At 65.9% G+C, this 15,735-nt stretch carries 14 protein-coding genes; 1 reads left to right on the forward strand and 13 read right to left on the reverse strand.

Annotated elements, in window-relative coordinates; genetic code table 11:
- Positions 1-39: 39 nt before the first annotated feature.
- Together CH273_RS20800 and CH273_RS20805 are read right to left on the reverse strand one after the other, a co-directional pair.
- A complete protein-coding gene (locus CH273_RS20800; RefSeq protein ID WP_032398353.1) occupies positions 40-894 on the reverse strand; it encodes a hypothetical protein in 855 nt (284 codons plus the stop codon).
- Between the two features lie 107 nt (positions 895-1,001).
- Positions 1,002-3,356, reverse strand: a complete 2,355-nt coding sequence (locus tag CH273_RS20805) for a Tex family protein (RefSeq protein ID WP_032397797.1) — start codon at positions 3,354-3,356, stop codon at positions 1,002-1,004.
- A gap of 68 nt (positions 3,357-3,424) precedes the next feature.
- Between CH273_RS20805 and CH273_RS20810 the strand changes: the two genes are divergently transcribed.
- Positions 3,425-4,378: a serine hydrolase gene (locus tag CH273_RS20810; protein WP_032397796.1), complete on the forward strand. Its 954-nt coding sequence runs from the start codon at positions 3,425-3,427 to the stop codon at positions 4,376-4,378.
- 5 nt (positions 4,379-4,383) lie between these two features.
- Here CH273_RS20810 and trmD read toward each other — a convergent pair whose 3' ends face one another.
- The 11 genes from trmD to CH273_RS20865 form a co-directional block, all read right to left on the reverse strand.
- Entirely contained in the window at positions 4,384-5,064 is a 681-nt protein-coding gene (trmD, locus tag CH273_RS20815) for a tRNA (guanosine(37)-N1)-methyltransferase TrmD (RefSeq protein ID WP_032397795.1), read from the reverse strand.
- Positions 5,065-5,067: 3 nt separating this feature from the next.
- Entirely contained in the window at positions 5,068-5,610 is a 543-nt protein-coding gene (rimM, locus tag CH273_RS20820) for a ribosome maturation factor RimM (protein WP_032397794.1), read from the reverse strand.
- A gap of 14 nt (positions 5,611-5,624) precedes the next feature.
- The gene (locus tag CH273_RS20825) at positions 5,625-5,867 is read right to left on the reverse strand and encodes an RNA-binding protein (protein WP_027496687.1); all 243 of its coding nucleotides are present in this window, start codon (positions 5,865-5,867) and stop codon (positions 5,625-5,627) included.
- Positions 5,864-6,340, reverse strand: a complete 477-nt coding sequence (gene rpsP, locus CH273_RS20830; RefSeq protein WP_032397793.1) for a 30S ribosomal protein S16 — start codon at positions 6,338-6,340, stop codon at positions 5,864-5,866. Before rpsP ends, CH273_RS20825 begins: the two co-directional genes overlap by 4 nt.
- Positions 6,341-6,527: 187 nt before the next feature.
- The gene (locus tag CH273_RS20835) at positions 6,528-7,289 is read right to left on the reverse strand and encodes a type II CAAX endopeptidase family protein (protein WP_230597001.1); all 762 of its coding nucleotides are present in this window, start codon (positions 7,287-7,289) and stop codon (positions 6,528-6,530) included.
- Between the two features lie 65 nt (positions 7,290-7,354).
- On the reverse strand, positions 7,355-8,461 hold the full coding sequence (locus CH273_RS20840; protein ID WP_094638054.1) for an amidohydrolase family protein: 1,107 nt from the start codon (positions 8,459-8,461) through the stop codon (positions 7,355-7,357).
- Positions 8,462-8,480: 19 nt separating this feature from the next.
- On the reverse strand, positions 8,481-10,040 hold the full coding sequence (ffh, locus tag CH273_RS20845; protein ID WP_032398352.1) for a signal recognition particle protein: 1,560 nt from the start codon (positions 10,038-10,040) through the stop codon (positions 8,481-8,483).
- A 130-nt stretch (positions 10,041-10,170) separates the two neighbouring features.
- Positions 10,171-11,115 (reverse strand): M23 family metallopeptidase, encoded by a 945-nt coding sequence (locus tag CH273_RS20850; protein WP_032398351.1) that lies wholly within the window; start codon positions 11,113-11,115, stop codon positions 10,171-10,173.
- 203 nt (positions 11,116-11,318) lie between these two features.
- On the reverse strand, positions 11,319-13,850 hold the full coding sequence (locus tag CH273_RS20855) for a [protein-PII] uridylyltransferase (RefSeq protein WP_032398350.1): 2,532 nt from the start codon (positions 13,848-13,850) through the stop codon (positions 11,319-11,321).
- Positions 13,840-14,178: a P-II family nitrogen regulator gene (locus tag CH273_RS20860; protein ID WP_019664269.1), complete on the reverse strand. Its 339-nt coding sequence runs from the start codon at positions 14,176-14,178 to the stop codon at positions 13,840-13,842. The genes CH273_RS20855 and CH273_RS20860 overlap by 11 nt, the downstream gene beginning before the upstream one ends.
- Positions 14,179-14,250: 72 nt before the next feature.
- Positions 14,251-15,540 (reverse strand): ammonium transporter, encoded by a 1,290-nt coding sequence (locus CH273_RS20865; RefSeq protein WP_176459326.1) that lies wholly within the window; start codon positions 15,538-15,540, stop codon positions 14,251-14,253.
- Between the last annotated feature and the right edge of the window lie 195 nt (positions 15,541-15,735).

The following is a 15,735-nucleotide window of genomic DNA, read 5'->3' on the forward strand; positions in this document are numbered from 1 at the left end:
CGTGCCTGCTAGAGGCAACCCGACCATTGTGCCAGACCATCAGGCGTTCGACGAAATCGGCGCTTCTCGGCTCGACGCCGTCTCGCTCGCCATCGGCGCAGGTAGGACCGTCCGCGCCAATTCATCCTCGGTGGCCTCGCGTGCGTGCACGATGCTCGGCTTGCCTGCGATCGCGTCCTGGAGATAGATCTTGGCCCGGATGATCGGCCGTCGCCACCGCTTCTCTCGGCGCAGAGCGCGTTCCATCTTCTTCGGCCTGGTGGTGTAGCGCCACCTCGCCCACGGTGCGCTCGGCCTGCTCAACCGCACTGCGGCCAGAACGAGGATCGGCAGGACGAACAGCCCGAGCAGTCCGGTCCAGATCTTGCCCTTGAGCAGAACGATGACACCGAGCGCGAGATTGGCCAGGGCCAACACCGCCAGGGTGCCACGCACCCACGGGTCGGGATCGGCCCGGAAGTCGGCCGGGCTGAGCAACTCCAGGGGGTGGAAGCCGAGCAGCAGCAGGCCGGTGAACGCCACTGCCGCGAACACGGCGTCCACCGACGTGCGGCCCTGTTCGGACCAGTAGACATCACGGAGATAGAAGATCAACGCGAACTCGTCGAGGACGAGAGCGGCACCGATGCCGAAGATCGCCGCCAACGCCGCGCCGACCGGCTCGGAACCGTCGACGTACACCGCGATCAAGCCGATCCCCGCCAGCAGCATCAGCACGATTCCGAACACGACGTGGTGGATGTGCTGACCCCCGGGCGTGATGTTTCCCGGCCACCATTTCACGTCTGCGCGAATCATCCTGACACTGAGGCGGATCAGGAGGAACCCCGCCAACAGCCCCAGCAGGAAACACAGCAGCGGCAGGCGGCCGTGATCGATGACCCCGTGTTGCAACCACCTCACGTGTGCCTCACGTCCTTCCTGCCGAACGACCGGTGATCGCGTTTCACCCTATTCGCGTCCGGGACCACCCAGGGCAGCATCGACCGAGGAACCGTTCGCTATTTTCCGAATCCCGCCTTCCGCAACGCGTCGGCCATGGAACCGGCAGCCGGTGTCGCCGCACCGGCGCCCCCGGCCGTTCGACGATCCCGTTGCGGGCGTGCGTCTCGTCCGCGGCCGGCCTGATGTGCGCCCGCGCCCCGTCCCTGGCCTCGCGGACGGTCACCCTGCTGTCCGCGGGCGGCGTCCTTGCCGCCGGACGCGCCGGGTTCGTCGTCCAGCCGCAGGCTCAGACCGATGCGCTGACGGGGGATGTCGACCTCCATCACCTTGACGCGAACGACGTCACCGGACTTGACGACCTCACGCGGGTCCTTGACGAAGTTGTGCGACATCGCCGAGACGTGCACGAGCCCGTCCTGATGCACACCGACGTCGACGAACGCCCCGAACGCCGCCACGTTGGTCACGACTCCCTCGAGCGTCATGCCGGGCACCAGGTCGGCGACCTTCTCGATACCGGCGGCGAAGGTCGCGGTCTTGAACTCCGGACGTGGATCGCGGCCCGGCTTCTCGAGTTCGGAGATGATGTCGGTGACGGTGGGCAGACCGAATCGGTCGTCGGCGAATTCGGCGGGGTCGAGCCCGCGCAGCAGTGCTGTGTTGCCGATGACCTCGCGCACCCCGACGCCGGCCTTGCCGACGATGCGGCGCACAACGGGATATGCCTCCGGGTGAACACTCGACCGGTCCAGTGGATCCTCTCCCCCGGAGATGCGGAGGAATCCGGCGCACTGCTCGAAAGCTTTGGGCCCCAACCGCGGAACGTCTTTGAGTGTGCTGCGGCTGGAGAACGGACCGTTCTGGTCACGGTGTGCCACGATGCTCTCGGCAAGAGAGCCGGCGATACCGGAGACCCGCGAGAGCAACGGTACCGACGCGGTGTTGACGTCGACGCCGACGGCGTTCACCGCGTCCTCGACGACGGCGCCGAGAGATCGGGCCAGCAGAGTTTCGGAGATGTCGTGCTGGTACTGCCCGACGCCGATGGACTTCGGATCGATCTTGACCAGCTCGGCCAGCGGATCCTGCAACCTGCGGGCGATCGAGACGGCACCGCGGATCGACACGTCCAGTTCGGGCAGCTCGCTCGAGGCGTACGCGGAGGCGGAGTACACCGACGCTCCGGCCTCGGACACCACCACCTTGGTCAAGTTGGCGGCAGGGAACTTGGTGATCAATTCTGCTGCCAGCGAGTCGGTTTCACGCGATGCGGTGCCGTTGCCGATGGCGATCAGTTCGACCTTGTGCTTGGCGGCGAGTCCGGCGAGGGTGGCCACCGCCTGATCCCACTTGCCCTGCGGTTTGTGCGGGTAGATGGTGTCGTGGTCGACGACCTTTCCGGTGGCGTCGACGATCGCGACCTTGGTGCCGGTACGGAAGCCCGGGTCCAGGCCCATCGTGGTGCGGTTGCCCGCGGGCGCGGCGAGCAGCAGGTCCTTGAGGTTGCTCGCGAACACGTCGACGGCGTCCTTCTCGGCCGATTGCCGCAGTCGCATGCGGGTATCGAGGGAGACGGTCACCAGCATCTTGGTACGCCACGCCCATCGGACGGTATCGAGCAGCCACTTGTCGGCGGGCCGTCCTCGATTCGCGATCCCGAACTTGGTAGCGATCCGACCCTCGTAGACGCTCGGGACGCCGGGGGTCGGTTCGTCTCGCTCGGGCTCGAAGCCGAGCGAGAGTACTTCTTCCTTCTCGCCTCTGAGCGTGGCGAGGATGCGGTGCGAGGGCAGGCTGGTGAACGGTTCCGAGAACTCGAAGTAATCGGAGAACTTGGCACCCTCTTCCTCTTTGCCCTTGCGAACGGACGCGACGAGCTTGCCGGACGTCCACATCAGTTCGCGCAGTTCACCCACCAGATCCGCATCCTCGGCGAAACGCTCGACGAGAATCGCCCGCGCACCGTCGAGTTGCTCCTGATCGAACTGGGCCGGGTCGGTGGTGGGGTCGGAGAACAGGGCGTCGGCGACGGGCTCGTGCCCGGCCTCCCGTGCGATCTGAGCCTTGGTTCGGCGCTTGGGCTTGAACGGCAAATAGATGTCCTCGACGCGAGCCTTGGTGTCGGCCAGCATCAACGACTGCTCGAGCGCTTCGTCGAGCTTGCCCTGCGAGCGGATGGACTCGATGACGGCGTCCCTGCGCTCGTCGAGCTCGCGCAGGTACCGCAGCCGCTCGTCGAGCTGACGCAGCTGCGTGTCGTCGAGGGTGCCGGTGACTTCCTTGCGGTAGCGCGCGATGAACGGGACCGTCGACCCGCCGTCGAGCAATTCCACGGCGGCACGAACCTGTTCTTCACGAACGTCGAGTTCTTCGGCTATGCGCTTGTTCACAGATTTCAGAGCAGTGGTCACGGCGATGGACCCTACCGCTACTGTGGGACGAGTCGGTCGGCGGTTCAACGTGTGGGAGAGTTTCGCGGATGGTCAGGTTGTCTCGATTCCTGGCTGCAGCCTGCGCCTCCCTGCTGCTGGTCGGCTGTTCGGTTCCTCCCGACGATCAGGTCGGTGACTCCGCGTCGAAGGAGACCGCCGAGACGTCGGCATCGCCCTTTCCCGATATGGACAAGGTCGACGGCGTCGCCCTCGAAGCTCGTATCCCGATGGCGATCGCCTCGGCCCAGGCCCGTGGCGCCGATGTGGATTTCGCGCTGTTGGATCGTCAGACGGGCTCCTACTACAGCAGCAATGCCGATGTTCAGGTCGAAACCGCGTCGGTGTCCAAGCTCTTCATCGCCGACGAGGTGTTGTTCCGAGCGCAGTCGGAGAACCGCCCGGTCTCCGCCGACGATCTGGCCACCATGACCAGCATGCTCGAGCTGTCCGACGACAACGCCGCGTACACGCTCTGGTACCGCTACGGCTCGTCCGACATCGTGCGCACGGTCGCAGCTCGCTACGGCCTGACGAGTACCACAGCTCCCGGCGACGACCAGTGGTACAACACCGAGACCACGCCCAGTGACCTGGTCGGTTACTACGCGGGGTTGCTGGGCGGCACCGGCGGTTTGACGACTGCATCGACGGACGTGGTGATCGGAATGCTGCGGCGTTCGGCACCGATCGCCGCGGACGGCTACAAGCAGCATTTCGGGATCGTCGACGGTCTTCCCGGAGAGAGCGTGCACGCTGTGAAACAGGGTTGGATGTGCTGCGTGTCCGATCGGTGGGTCCACCTGTCGACAGGCACGATCGGTGTCGACAACCGCTACGTTCTGGCTCTGTCCTCACGCGAGGACATCTTCTACGCGGACGACATGGAAAGCTATCCGGACACCGCCGTCGTCGACGTCAGCGACGACGCCAGCGCACTGCACGCAAGGGAAACTCTCACCGGATTCGTCTCGATGCTCTTTCCCGACGGCACCGTCAGCTGAATTCGTCAGTCCTGCAGCAGGTCCGGACGACGCTCGGCGGTCCTGTCCAATGATTGCTCTCGACGCCACGCTGCGATCTTCGCGTGATCACCCGAGAGCAGCACCGACGGAACGTCGAGATCGCGCCACCGAGCGGGGCGCGTGTAGCTCGGCCCTTCGAGCAGACCGTCGGAGAACGAATCCTGCTGATGCGACTGTTGATTGCCCAGAACCCCCGGCATCAGTCGCACCACGGCCTCGGCCATGACGAGGACGGCCGCCTCGCCGCCGATGAGCACGTAATCGCCGATGCTGACTTCCTCGACACGCACGCGCCGCGCGGCGTCGTCGAACACGCGTTGGTCGATGCCTTCGTATCGGCCGCAGGCGAATACGAGATGCTGCTCGGAGGACCATCGCTCGGCTGTCCGCTGGGTGAACGGCACGCCGGCCGGGGTCGGGACGACGAGGAGAGCATCGTCCGTGAGCACGTCGTCGAGTGCGTCGCCCCACACCGTCGGCTTCATGACCATCCCGGGCCCGCCGCCGTAGGGCGAATCGTCGACGGCCTTGTGCACATCGTGAGTCCACGACCGCAGATCGTGAACCTCGACCGAGACAAGGCCACGGTCGATTGCTTTGCCCAGCAACGCAGTTCGGAGCGGCGTGAGGTATTCGGGAAAGATGGTGACGACGTCGAGGCGCACGATCTACTCCGGATCCAGCAGACCCTCGGGCGGATCGACCTCGATCGTCTTGTCGGCCAACGACACCGTCGTCACGATGGCCGCTACGAACGGCACGAGAATTTCGGCGCGGGTGGCTTCGCCGAAGCCCGGACTCGGCGTGATGGAGAGCAGCTCCCCCGCTGCGGAGTGAAGGACCTCGCGGACCGTTCCGACGACGGTGCCGTCGGTCAGGATCACCGTGAGGCCTTCGAGTTCGTGGTCGTAGTACTCGTCCGGATCGTCGGACGGCGGAAGGTCGGTGGATTCGACGACGAACAATATGCCGCGCAGTTGGTCAGCGGCAGTCTTGTCGTCGATACCGTTCAGACGCAGCAGAAGCCGTCCGGAGTGTTCCCGGACGGCTTCCACTGTGTACGAGGCCGGTTCCGCGTTCGATCGGGGCCTGCGGCCCGAGAGAACGGTTCCTTCGGCGAAGCGGTCGTCGGGGTTGTCGGTGCGAACCTCGACGACGACTTCGCCTTTGATGCCGTGCGACTTCGCGACACGGCCGATGACCAGCTCCATGATGGGTACGTGACCTACTGGTCCGTGTCGACCACGTCGACACGGATGCCGCGACCACCGATTCCCGAGACGAGCGTGCGCAGCGCCGTAGCGGTACGACCGCCACGGCCGATGACCTTGCCCAGATCGTCGGGGTGCACGTGGACTTCCACGGTGCGGCCACGACGGCCGGTGATCATCTCGACGCGAACGTCATCGGGATTGGCGACGATGCCGCGAACGAGATGTTCGACGGCATCGGCGACAACGGCACTCACTTCTCAGCAGCCTCGGCGGCCGGCGCGTCTGCCGTCTCGGTTGCTGCAGCGTCGGTGGTCTCCGCTGCGGCGTCGTCGGCCTTCGGAGCCTTCTTCTTCTTGGCGGTGGTGGCCTCGCCCTGCGGCTCGGAGTCGGCCTGCGCCAGCGCTGCGTTGAACAGGTCGAGCTTGGAGGGCTTGGGCTCGGCGACGCGGAGGGTTCCCTCGGCACCGGGGAGGCCCTTGAACTTCTGCCAGTCACCGGTGATCTTGAGCAGTGCCTCGACAGGCTCGGTCGGCTGTGCGCCGACGCCCAACCAGTACTGAGCCCGCTCGGAGTCGATCTCGATGACGCTGGGGTCCTGCTTGGGCTCGTACGTGCCGATGGTCTCGATCGCACGGCCGTTACGACGGGTGCGAGCATCGGAGATGACGACGCGGTAGTGCGGGGTGCGGATCTTGCCGATACGCATGAGCTTGATCTTGACAGCCATGTTCTGGTGGAGCCTTTCGAAAGTTGGTCACGGCGCAATTCAGCGGTTCGCACGGCATGCGAGCCCGGTTTTGCGTTGAGGGTTGTTGTGACCGCCGCGCGGTACGTAACCGGAAGACGGGCGAACAGCTGTTCATTGTGCCAGACGGGCGGCTCGATCGGTGAATCGGGCCTGTGGACCCCTCACCTCACGCGAACAGGACCACCAGGGCGGGGAGGGTGTTGTTCACCGAGTGCGCCGTGGTCGACGCGACGATCGAACCGGAACGCATCCGTGCGATGCCGATCGCGAATCCACCCCACAGCAGCACCACGAAGCGCCACCACTCGCGGTGCCAGATCGCGAACACCACCGCGGTGATCGCCAGGACGACCCATCGATTGCCCAACCAGGCCATGGGCATCGGGCGGGTGCGTTTCTCGAGTGCTCCCCACAGCATGCCGCGGAACATCGTTTCCTCGCAGATCGGTGCACCGAGCCAGATCCACACGGCCAGAGCGATTTTCCAGCCGACGGTCGTGTCGGTGACGTCGCCGAGCGGCATCGGATCGTCCAACTCGATACCGGACAACAGAATCAGCGCCAGCAGGAGGCCACCGACCACCGCGACGCCACCCCACGCCAACCCGGATCGGAGGTGACCGAGGAATTCGGGGGTCGACCTGGGGAGGCCGAAGTCGACGACGGGTCCGTTTCCTCGGGTCGTCGAGACGGCCACCGCCACGCCCGCAGCGAGAAGGCTCGGAATCATGATGCCCACCACGAAGACGGCCGAGGCGTCCGACGTCACGACGAGCCCGAGTATCAGAAATCCCGTCAGGTTGAGCCCCAGCACGAGCGCCGCGGCCGGCAGTCCCCACCGTTGACCGCTTCTGCGTTCGAGCGCGGCCTGCTCGGCTCGCCAGTAGGTTTCGGACAACCCCGAACCCTGCTGCTCAATTCGATTCATCGGTGCCATTGCGGCCCAGCTGGGTCGGTTCGGATCGGGCTGTCCTGCATCGCTTCTCGGATCGGTCACCCTCGGCCCACCGGCCCGTTCGTCGTGCGGCCGCGCCGATCGGTCACGCGTCCGCGCAGGATCACCAGCTCCGGATCGGCCAGCACGTCCGGTCCCCCTCGCGGATCGTCGGAGTAGACGACCAGATCCGCGGGCGCGCCGTGCTCGAGTCCCTGCCGACCCAGCCACGACCGGGCGTCCCAGCAGGCAGCACCGAGCGCGTCGGTCGGAGAGAGACCCACGGCGGCCAGCGCGGCTACCTCGTCGGCGATGCGTCCGTGCGCGATCGATCCACCGGCATCGGTACCTGCATAGATGGGAATGCCTGCGTCATGGGCTCGTCCGACGGTGGCGGCGACGCGTTGGTGGAGCGCCCGCATGTGCCGGGCGTAGACCGGATACCGGGTGGCGGAATCGGCGATGCCGGGGAACGTCTCGATGTTGATCAGCGTCGGTACCAGAGCGGTGCCGTGGTCGACCATCATCTCGACGGTCTCGTCGGTCAGACCGGTGCCGTGCTCGATGCAGTCGATTCCCGCCGCGATCAGACCGGGCAGCGCATCCTCGCCGAACACGTGGGCTGTCACCCGCGCTCCCTCGGCGTGGGCGGCAGCGATGGCGTCGACGAGGATCGAGTCGTTCCACAGTGGCCGGAGATCTCCCACCGAGCGGTCGATCCAGTCGCCGACGAGCTTGACCCAGCCGTCGCCGAACCGGGCCTGCTGAGCCACCGCCTCGGGCAGTTGCGATTCGTCCTCGATGTCGATCGCCAGACCCGGGATGTATCGCTTGGGTGATGCGATGTGGCGGCCCGCTCGGATGATGCGAGGTAGGTCCTCGTACTCGTCCAAGGCGCGTGTGTCGACCGGGGACCCGGCGTCGCGCAGCAGCAGCGCGCCGACGCCTCGCTCGGTCTCGGCCTGTCGGATCGACCCGATCAGGTCGGTGTGTCCCCCGCCGTATTCGATCCCGACATGGCAGTGGGCGTCGACCAGGCCGGGCAGGACCCACCCGCCGTCGTGGACGAAATCCGCATCCGCAATGGGCTCGGTGGACAGAACACCGCCCTCGATCCAGAGGTCGATCTCCGTCCCGTCCGGCAGTCCGCGGCCCCGCACCCGCATGGCCGACACGTGCGCGCGCTTACTTCTTGGGCAGTTTCAGTTGCGACAGGTCGATGCCTTCCAGCCCTGGCGGCAACTGGTCGAGGCCCTTGGGCATGGACGACAGATCGGGCATTCCCGCCGGCATTCCACCCGGCATGCCGGGGAATCCACCGCGGATCTTCGGCTGCGTCGGACCGCGAGCGCCCTTCTTGCCTTTCTTGCCCTTCTTGTTGTTCCGTACCTGCTTGCGCGCGCCCGGCATGCCCATCCGACCGGCCATGGCCGACATCATCTTGCGAGCCTCGAAGAACCGGTCGACCAGCTGGTTGACGTCGGAGACCTTGACGCCCGAACCGTTCGCGATACGCAACCGTCGTGACGCGTTGATGATCTTCGGGTCGGTACGTTCCTGCGGCGTCATGCCGCGGATGATGGCCTGAACCCGGTCGAGTTGCTTCTCGTCGACGTTGGCGAGTTCTTTCATCTGGCCGGCACCGGGCAGCATGCCCAGCAGGTTTCCGATCGGCCCCATCTTGCGGACGGCCATCATCTGCTCGAGGAAGTCGTCGAGCGTGAGTTGCCCCGAGCCGATCTTGTTGGCCGTTGCCTCGGCCTGCTCGGCATCGAAGTGCTGCTCGGCCTGCTCGATGAGGCTCAGCACGTCGCCCATGCCGAGGATGCGGCTCGCCATGCGATCGGGGTGGAAGACGTCGAAATCCTCGAGCTTCTCACCGGTCGACGCGAACATGATCGGCTGGCCGGTGACCTCACGGACGCTCAGCGCAGCACCGCCGCGGGCATCGCCGTCGAGCTTGGTGAGTACGACACCGGTGAAGCCGACGCCGTCACGGAACGCCTCGGCGGTGCTGACGGCGTCCTGACCGACCATCGCATCGAGAACGAACAGTGTCTCGTCCGGCTCGACCGCGTCGCGAATTCCCGCGGCCTGATTCATCAGCTCGCTGTCGATGCCGAGGCGACCTGCGGTGTCGACGATGACCACGTCGTACTGCTTGCTGCGAGCCTCGGCGATGCCGGCCCTGGCAACCTCGACGGGATCCGCTGCCGAGACTCCGAGTGCATTGTCGCCGCCGCCGATGGACGTGCCGGGGTGCGGCGCGAAGACGGCGGCACCGGCGCGCTCGCCCACGATCTGCAGCTGGCTCACGGCACCGGGACGCTGAAGGTCGCACGCGACGAGCAGTGGGGTGTGGCCCTGGCCCTTGAGCCATTTCGCGAGCTTGCCCGCCAGCGTCGTCTTACCCGAACCCTGCAGACCGGCGAGCATGATCACCGTGGGCGGGTTCTTGGCGAAGACGAGCCTGCGAGTCTCGCCGCCGAGGATGCCGACCAGTTCCTCGTTGACGATCTTGACGACCTGCTGGGCCGGGTTGAGCGCACCCGAGACCTCGGCACCCTTGGCCCGGACCTTGATGCGGTTGATGAATTCACGTACGACGGGCAGTGCCACGTCCGCTTCGAGCAGGGCCAGACGGATCTCGCGGGCCGTGGCGTCGATATCCGCGCCGGACAGTCGACCTTTGCCACGCAGGTCCTTGAGAGTCCCGGTCAACCTGTCGGAAAGGGATTCGAACACCGATTGCACTCCTGAGCTAGCCGATCACCGAAAACGAGCCGAATCCGGCACGGTCACCAGACTAGCGGCAGCACGCCTCGTCGTCGCTGGGGCGTTCGACTGTCGTGTCGAACGTGTCGATGCCGACCGGTCAGGCGTTGCGCGCGGAATCGTTCCACGTCACTGCCACACCTCGGGTGGCGAGCCACTGCGCGGGGTCGACCTTGACGCCGGAGGGATCGTGCACCTCGAAGTGCAGGTGTGGGCCTGTCGACTGGCCACGGTTGCCGACGGTGGCGATCTGCTCACCGGCCGACACACGCTGGCCGGGATGAACGGAGAAGTCGTTGACGTGTCCGTAGACCGTCTCGGTGCCGTCGTCGTGCCGCACCTTGACCCAGAGACCGAAGCCGGATGCCGGTCCTGCGTCGGACACGGTGCCGTCGGCGGCGGCGTAGATGGGCGTTCCGATCGGTGCCGCGATGTCGAGGCCACTGTGCTGGGTGCCCCATCGCGAACCGAAGTTGGAGGTCAATACCCCTGCCACGGGCTGCACTGTGCCCTTCTTCAGCGAGCGCAGGCTCTCGAGGGGTGACTGAACACCGGCTCCCAGCTGCCCCAGGCCGACATCGTCGAGCCATTGCTGGGCGGCAGCGCCGGGATCGGCTCCGAATGCGGCCAGTGGGTCGGAGGTCGGTGCGGGTGCTGGTTCCGCAGCGGGCGCGGTTTCGGCAGGCGCGGCCTCGGGCGGTGCGGGCTGCGACGGCGAAAGCGGGGGCGCGAGCTGTGGGGGTACGAACTGCGGGATCTCGAGTTGGGGTAGCTCGAACTGGGGTAGCTCGAATCCAGCGGGCAGTAGTCCCTCCGGTACGGCGAACGGGAGTCCGGCTGCGGGTGGCTCCGGAATCGGCGCGGCCGCGGCGGTGCCTGCACCCATCGACGTCGCGCCGACGACGATCGCGCCGGTCGCGGCGACGATGGTGGCCGCCCGTCGACCGACGACGGGGCTGTCCGGTACGGCGCGGTGCCTGCCGCCCGTGGGACGCGCTGCGAAGTCGGTCGGTGTGTGGACGGTCGACCGTCGGTGGGATCCCACAGTTCGTGCCTCTCGAATGACCAGGAGTGGAGCCTGCAGGAACGACGTGGTTCGAGCAGTGTGGAGTGTGCAGGAACGGCTGAGAGTGTCGTTTCTGCGTGGGGACGAATGTAACAAATCGGCATCGGCGGCAGTTCCGTCGGCCGGAAGTTCGTGAGAAGTCACCACCGCGAGTCGGTCTGCTGTCGCATTCCGACCCGCGGTCAGGTGCCTTCCGGCTTTTCCGGAGGCTTGGGCGGTTCGGGGGCGGGTACGACCGCGAGGATCGCTCGCTCGAGGTCCTCGCGCACCGCCCTGCTGTCTGCTCCCGCCAGGTCGATGCAGAACGAGTCGACCACCGAGCTGCCCAGGGTCGACACGCGTGCCCACCGGATGTCGGATCCCTGCTGTTCGATCGCGCTGGCCAACCGGCAGAGCAGACCGAGCCGGTCCTCAGCTCGTAGCTCGAGTACCACCTGACCTGGTTCGTTGTCGTCGAACCAGAGCACCCGAGGCGGAGCTTGAGCGTAGAGAACCGGGACGGCCGAATCCTCTGCGTCGTCCTCGACGGTGTCGGCTCTTGCGTCGCGTTCCTTGGCGTCGAGCACGGCGACGAGGTCGAGTTCGCCGGCCTGAGCGCGGATGATCTCCTGCCGCAGCAGACCGGCCTGCGGCGGGGATCCGAAGAGCGGCGCGACATCGAACGAGTTGATCGCCGATCCCTCGTGACTTCCGAGAGAGGCCGAGAGCACGCGCAGCGAGTGCAGTGCGAGGACTCCCGCGGCATCGGACAGCAGCCCGGGCGTGTCGGGGGCGATGACGGTGACGACGAAGGTGTGCAGCCCGTCGGTCGGCGCGATGTCGACGTGGACGCCTCCCCGCGCGGCGAGTTCGATGTGCGCCGGGTCGAGTGGATCCGGTGAGGGCAGACTCTCCCCCGCCATCACCAATCTGCAGCGACGCACGAGCTCACGGATGAGCGAGGCCTTCCAGTCACCCCACACCCCGGGGCCGGTGGCGAGCGAATCCGCTTCTGCCAGTGCGTGAAGCAGCTCGAGCAGAATCGTGTCGGCACCGAGCGCGTCGACGACGGTTTGCACGGTTGCGGGGTCGTCGAGGTCGCGTCTGGTGGCGGTTTCCGGCAGCAGTAGGTGGTATCGCACCATCGCCGTCAGCAGTGCCACGTCGGAAGGCCACAGGCCGAGCCTGTTGCCGATCTGGATGGCCAGATCTGCGCCGACGACACTGTGATCGCCGCCGCGTCCCTTGCCGATGTCGTGGATCAGTGCGCCGAGCACCAACAGGTCAGGACGCGCAACACGGGTGGTCAATGCGCTTGCGTAGGCTGCGGTTTCGACCAGATGTCGATCGACCGTCCACGTGTGCACCGCATCTCGCGGCGGTAGGTCGCGTACCGCGCCCCACTCCGGAATGAGCCTGCCCCACAGTCCGGTTCGATCCAACGCCTCGATCGCCGCGATCGCCTTGCGACCCGATCCGAGCAACACGAGCAGATCGTTGAGTGCTTCCTTGGGCCAGGGTTCCCGAAGCTCGGGGGCACTGTCGGACAGCCGGTTCAGGGTCGAGGCGGACATCGGCATTCCGGTCTGGGCCGACGCCGCTGCGACTCGCATGATCAGGCCGGGATCCTTGTTCGGTCGAGCGTCGCGGGCGAGAACGACCTCGCCGCCGTGTTCGACGACTCCCTCGTCCAGCGGGCGTCTGACCGGGACTCGACGCAGTCTCGAAAGACCCCGTCGCGGTAACGAATTGCCTGCGGTTCGCAACCCGACGTCCACCGAATAGCTGATGGTCCGAGCCGAATCGCTCAGCACGCGCGCGAGATCGAAGCGATCCCCGATGCGCAGCGCGGCACCTATCTCGTCGGCGTCCTGCGCGCGCAGTTGATCCCGTGCTCGACCGGCGACGCGGTGCAGTTCGGTGCGCACGTCCAACAGGCGTCCGTGCGCGAACGCCAAACCGCCACCCGGTGATTCGGGTCCGAGCCCGGGCATACCGTCGGTCAACTGTGCGATGGAGAGGGCGTCGAGCAACTGGACGTCACGCAGTCCCCCGCGGCCGCTCTTGAGATCGGGTTCGGCGCGGTGTGCGATCTCACCGCTGCGCGACCACCGTCCGCGGGTCTGCTCGATCAGCTCGTCGAAACGCCCTCGAATACCGTTGCGCCACTGGCGACGTACGCCGCCGATGAGAAGATTGCTCAATTCGACGTCGCCGGCGATGTGACGCGCCTCGAGCATTCCGAGGGATGCCGTCATGTCTGCTGCAGCGACCTGCAGAGCCTGCGGCACCGTGCGCACACTGTGATCGAGCTTGATGTGCGCGTCCCACAGTGGGTACCACAGCTTGTCGGCGACATCGGAGACGATGCGTGGTTCGAGATCGTCGTGCAGCAGGATCAGGTCCAGATCCGAATAGGGCAGCAGTTCACGACGAGCAAGACCGCCGACAGCGACGATCGCGAAGCCGGAGTCCGGTTTGATCCCGAGCTCGGCACCTTTGGTGGTCAGCCAGAACTCGTGGAGATCGACCAGAGCCTGCCGGAGCGAGGGTGCATCGAGTCGACGATTGCGTGTTCCGCCGTCGAGTAGTTGTTTTCTGGCCCGAGCGAGATCTGCTGCAGCATCGCTCGTGCCCTTCGATGCGGAGCCCGTGGAGACCGAAGGCCCCGATCCTGACGCTTTCGCGCCAGAACCGGGGCCCACGGCCCGAGACCCTTTGGGGTCAGAGTGCATCAGCGCCACGTTCTCCGGTGCGGACTCGGATGACCGAGTCGACCGGGGAAACCCAGACCTTGCCGTCACCGATCTTGCCGGTGCGTGCAGCCTCGACGATGACCTCGACGACCTTCTCCACTGCGGCGTCGTCGACGACTACCTCGACGCGGACCTTCGGGACGAAGTCCACCGAGTACTCGGCACCTCGGTACACCTCGGTGTGGCCCTTCTGGCGGCCGTAACCCTGAACTTCACTGACTGTCATTCCGAGTACGCCGGCCTGCTCCAGCCCCGTCTTGACGTCCTCCAGGGTGAACGGTTTGACGATTGCCGTGATCAGCTTCATTTTTGCTTCCCTTCACAAGACCTCGAGTGCCCGTTGTCGTACGGTGCAGCGTTCACGTCTATCTCTACCTTGTCAGGCGAAATCATATGCAGTCTCGGCGTGCTCGGCCTCGTCGATGCCGTTCGCCTCCTCCTCATCCGTCACACGCCAGCCGAGAGGCTTGAGCGCGAACGCGATGACCGCGGTGACGATGGCGGTGAAGATCAGCGCGAACAGTGCGATGACGATCTGCACGACGAGCTGCTTGTAGTCGCCGCCGTAGAACAGGCCGGTCTCGGATCCGAGGAAGCCGATTCCGATGGTTCCCCACAGGCCTGCGACGAGGTGAACGCCCACGACGTCGAGCGAGTCGTCGTAACCGAACTTGAACTTCAGGCCGACGGCCAGTGCGGAGAGCACACCGGCGATGACACCGAGGATCATGGCTCCGACCGGCGTGAGTGCGCCTGCGGCCGGGGTGATCGCGACCAGACCTGCAACGATGCCCGAGGCGGCGCCGAGGCTGGTGGCGTGTCCGTCGCGGATGCGCTCGGTGATGAGCCAGCCCACGATGGCGGCTGCCGTGGCTGCGGTGGTGTTGACCCAGGCCACACCGGCGATTCCGTCGGCCGCGAAGGCGGAACCGGCGTTGAATCCGAACCAGCCGAACCACAGCAGAGCTGCGCCGAGCATCACGAACGGAAGGTTGTGCGGGCGGTAGGCGACCTTGCCGAAGCCGGCGCGCTTGCCGATGATGATCGCCAGAATCAGACCGGCGATACCGGCGTTGATGTGCACGACGGTGCCACCGGCGAAGTCGATCGGAGCGACGTTGGCGACGAGTCCGCCTTCACCGTCGTCGGTGGTGCCGAAGATCATTGCCGCAAGACCGTTCTCGGATCCGGAGAGCAGTCCGCCGCCCCAGACCATGTGTGCGAGCGGGAAGTACGCGAGGGTGACCCAGATACCGGCGAAGGCGAGCCAGGTGCCGTACTTGACGCGGCCTGCGATCGAGCCGCTGATCAGTGCGACCGTGATGATGGCGAAGGTGACCTGGAATGCCACGTCGATGACGTTGGCGTAGCCCCATGCTCCGACGATGTAGTTGCCGTCCGCGTCGGTGATCGAATCCTTGAGTCCGAAGAACTCGAACGGGTTGGCGAAGACTCCGCCGATGTCCTGGGTGCCGTAGGACATCGACCAGCCCCACAGGAAGTAGATGATCGAGACGACGGCCATTGCTCCGAACGACATCATCATCATGTTCAACACGGACTTCTGCTGCGACATACCGCCGTAGAAGAACGCCAAGCCCGGCGTCATCAGCAGTACCAGCGATGCTGCCATCAGCATCCACGCGGCGTTGCCGGAGTTGGCCAACATATCCTCGGGACTCACGTACACCCTCCATTCTCCTGCACACCGGTTGGCGCGCCGTTAAGCAAGAAGAGTGGTTTCACGAGGTTTCATCCGTGACACTCGGGTGTTTCGGGCATGTGAACGCATGACCGGATTCTGTTGCAAAAAGGTTTCGTGCTGGCGTTTGTGCTTTTTCCCCGTTTCGCAGGCCACCCTGCG

Origin of the sequence: Rhodococcus sp. 05-339-2, assembly GCF_002258965.1 — a bacterium.
Lineage (GTDB): Bacteria > Actinomycetota > Actinomycetes > Mycobacteriales > Mycobacteriaceae > Rhodococcoides.

Excerpts from the sequence above, each read along its gene's own strand:
- CH273_RS20810 (WP_032397796.1), top strand. The coding sequence starts at position 3,425 with ATGGTCAGGTTGTCTCGATTCCTGGCTGCAGCCTGCGCCTCCCTGCTG.
- rimM (WP_032397794.1), bottom strand. The coding sequence starts at position 5,610 with ATGGAGCTGGTCATCGGCCGTGTCGCGAAGTCGCACGGCATCAAAGGC.
- rpsP (WP_032397793.1), bottom strand. The coding sequence starts at position 6,340 with ATGGCTGTCAAGATCAAGCTCATGCGTATCGGCAAGATCCGCACCCCG.
- CH273_RS20835 (WP_230597001.1), bottom strand. The coding sequence starts at position 7,289 with ATGAATCGAATTGAGCAGCAGGGTTCGGGGTTGTCCGAAACCTACTGG.
- CH273_RS20840 (WP_094638054.1), bottom strand. The coding sequence starts at position 8,461 with ATGCGGGTGCGGGGCCGCGGACTGCCGGACGGGACGGAGATCGACCTC.
- CH273_RS20855 (WP_032398350.1), bottom strand. The coding sequence starts at position 13,850 with ATGCACTCTGACCCCAAAGGGTCTCGGGCCGTGGGCCCCGGTTCTGGC.
- CH273_RS20860 (WP_019664269.1), bottom strand. The coding sequence starts at position 14,178 with ATGAAGCTGATCACGGCAATCGTCAAACCGTTCACCCTGGAGGACGTC.
- CH273_RS20865 (WP_176459326.1), bottom strand. The coding sequence starts at position 15,540 with ATGTTGGCCAACTCCGGCAACGCCGCGTGGATGCTGATGGCAGCATCG.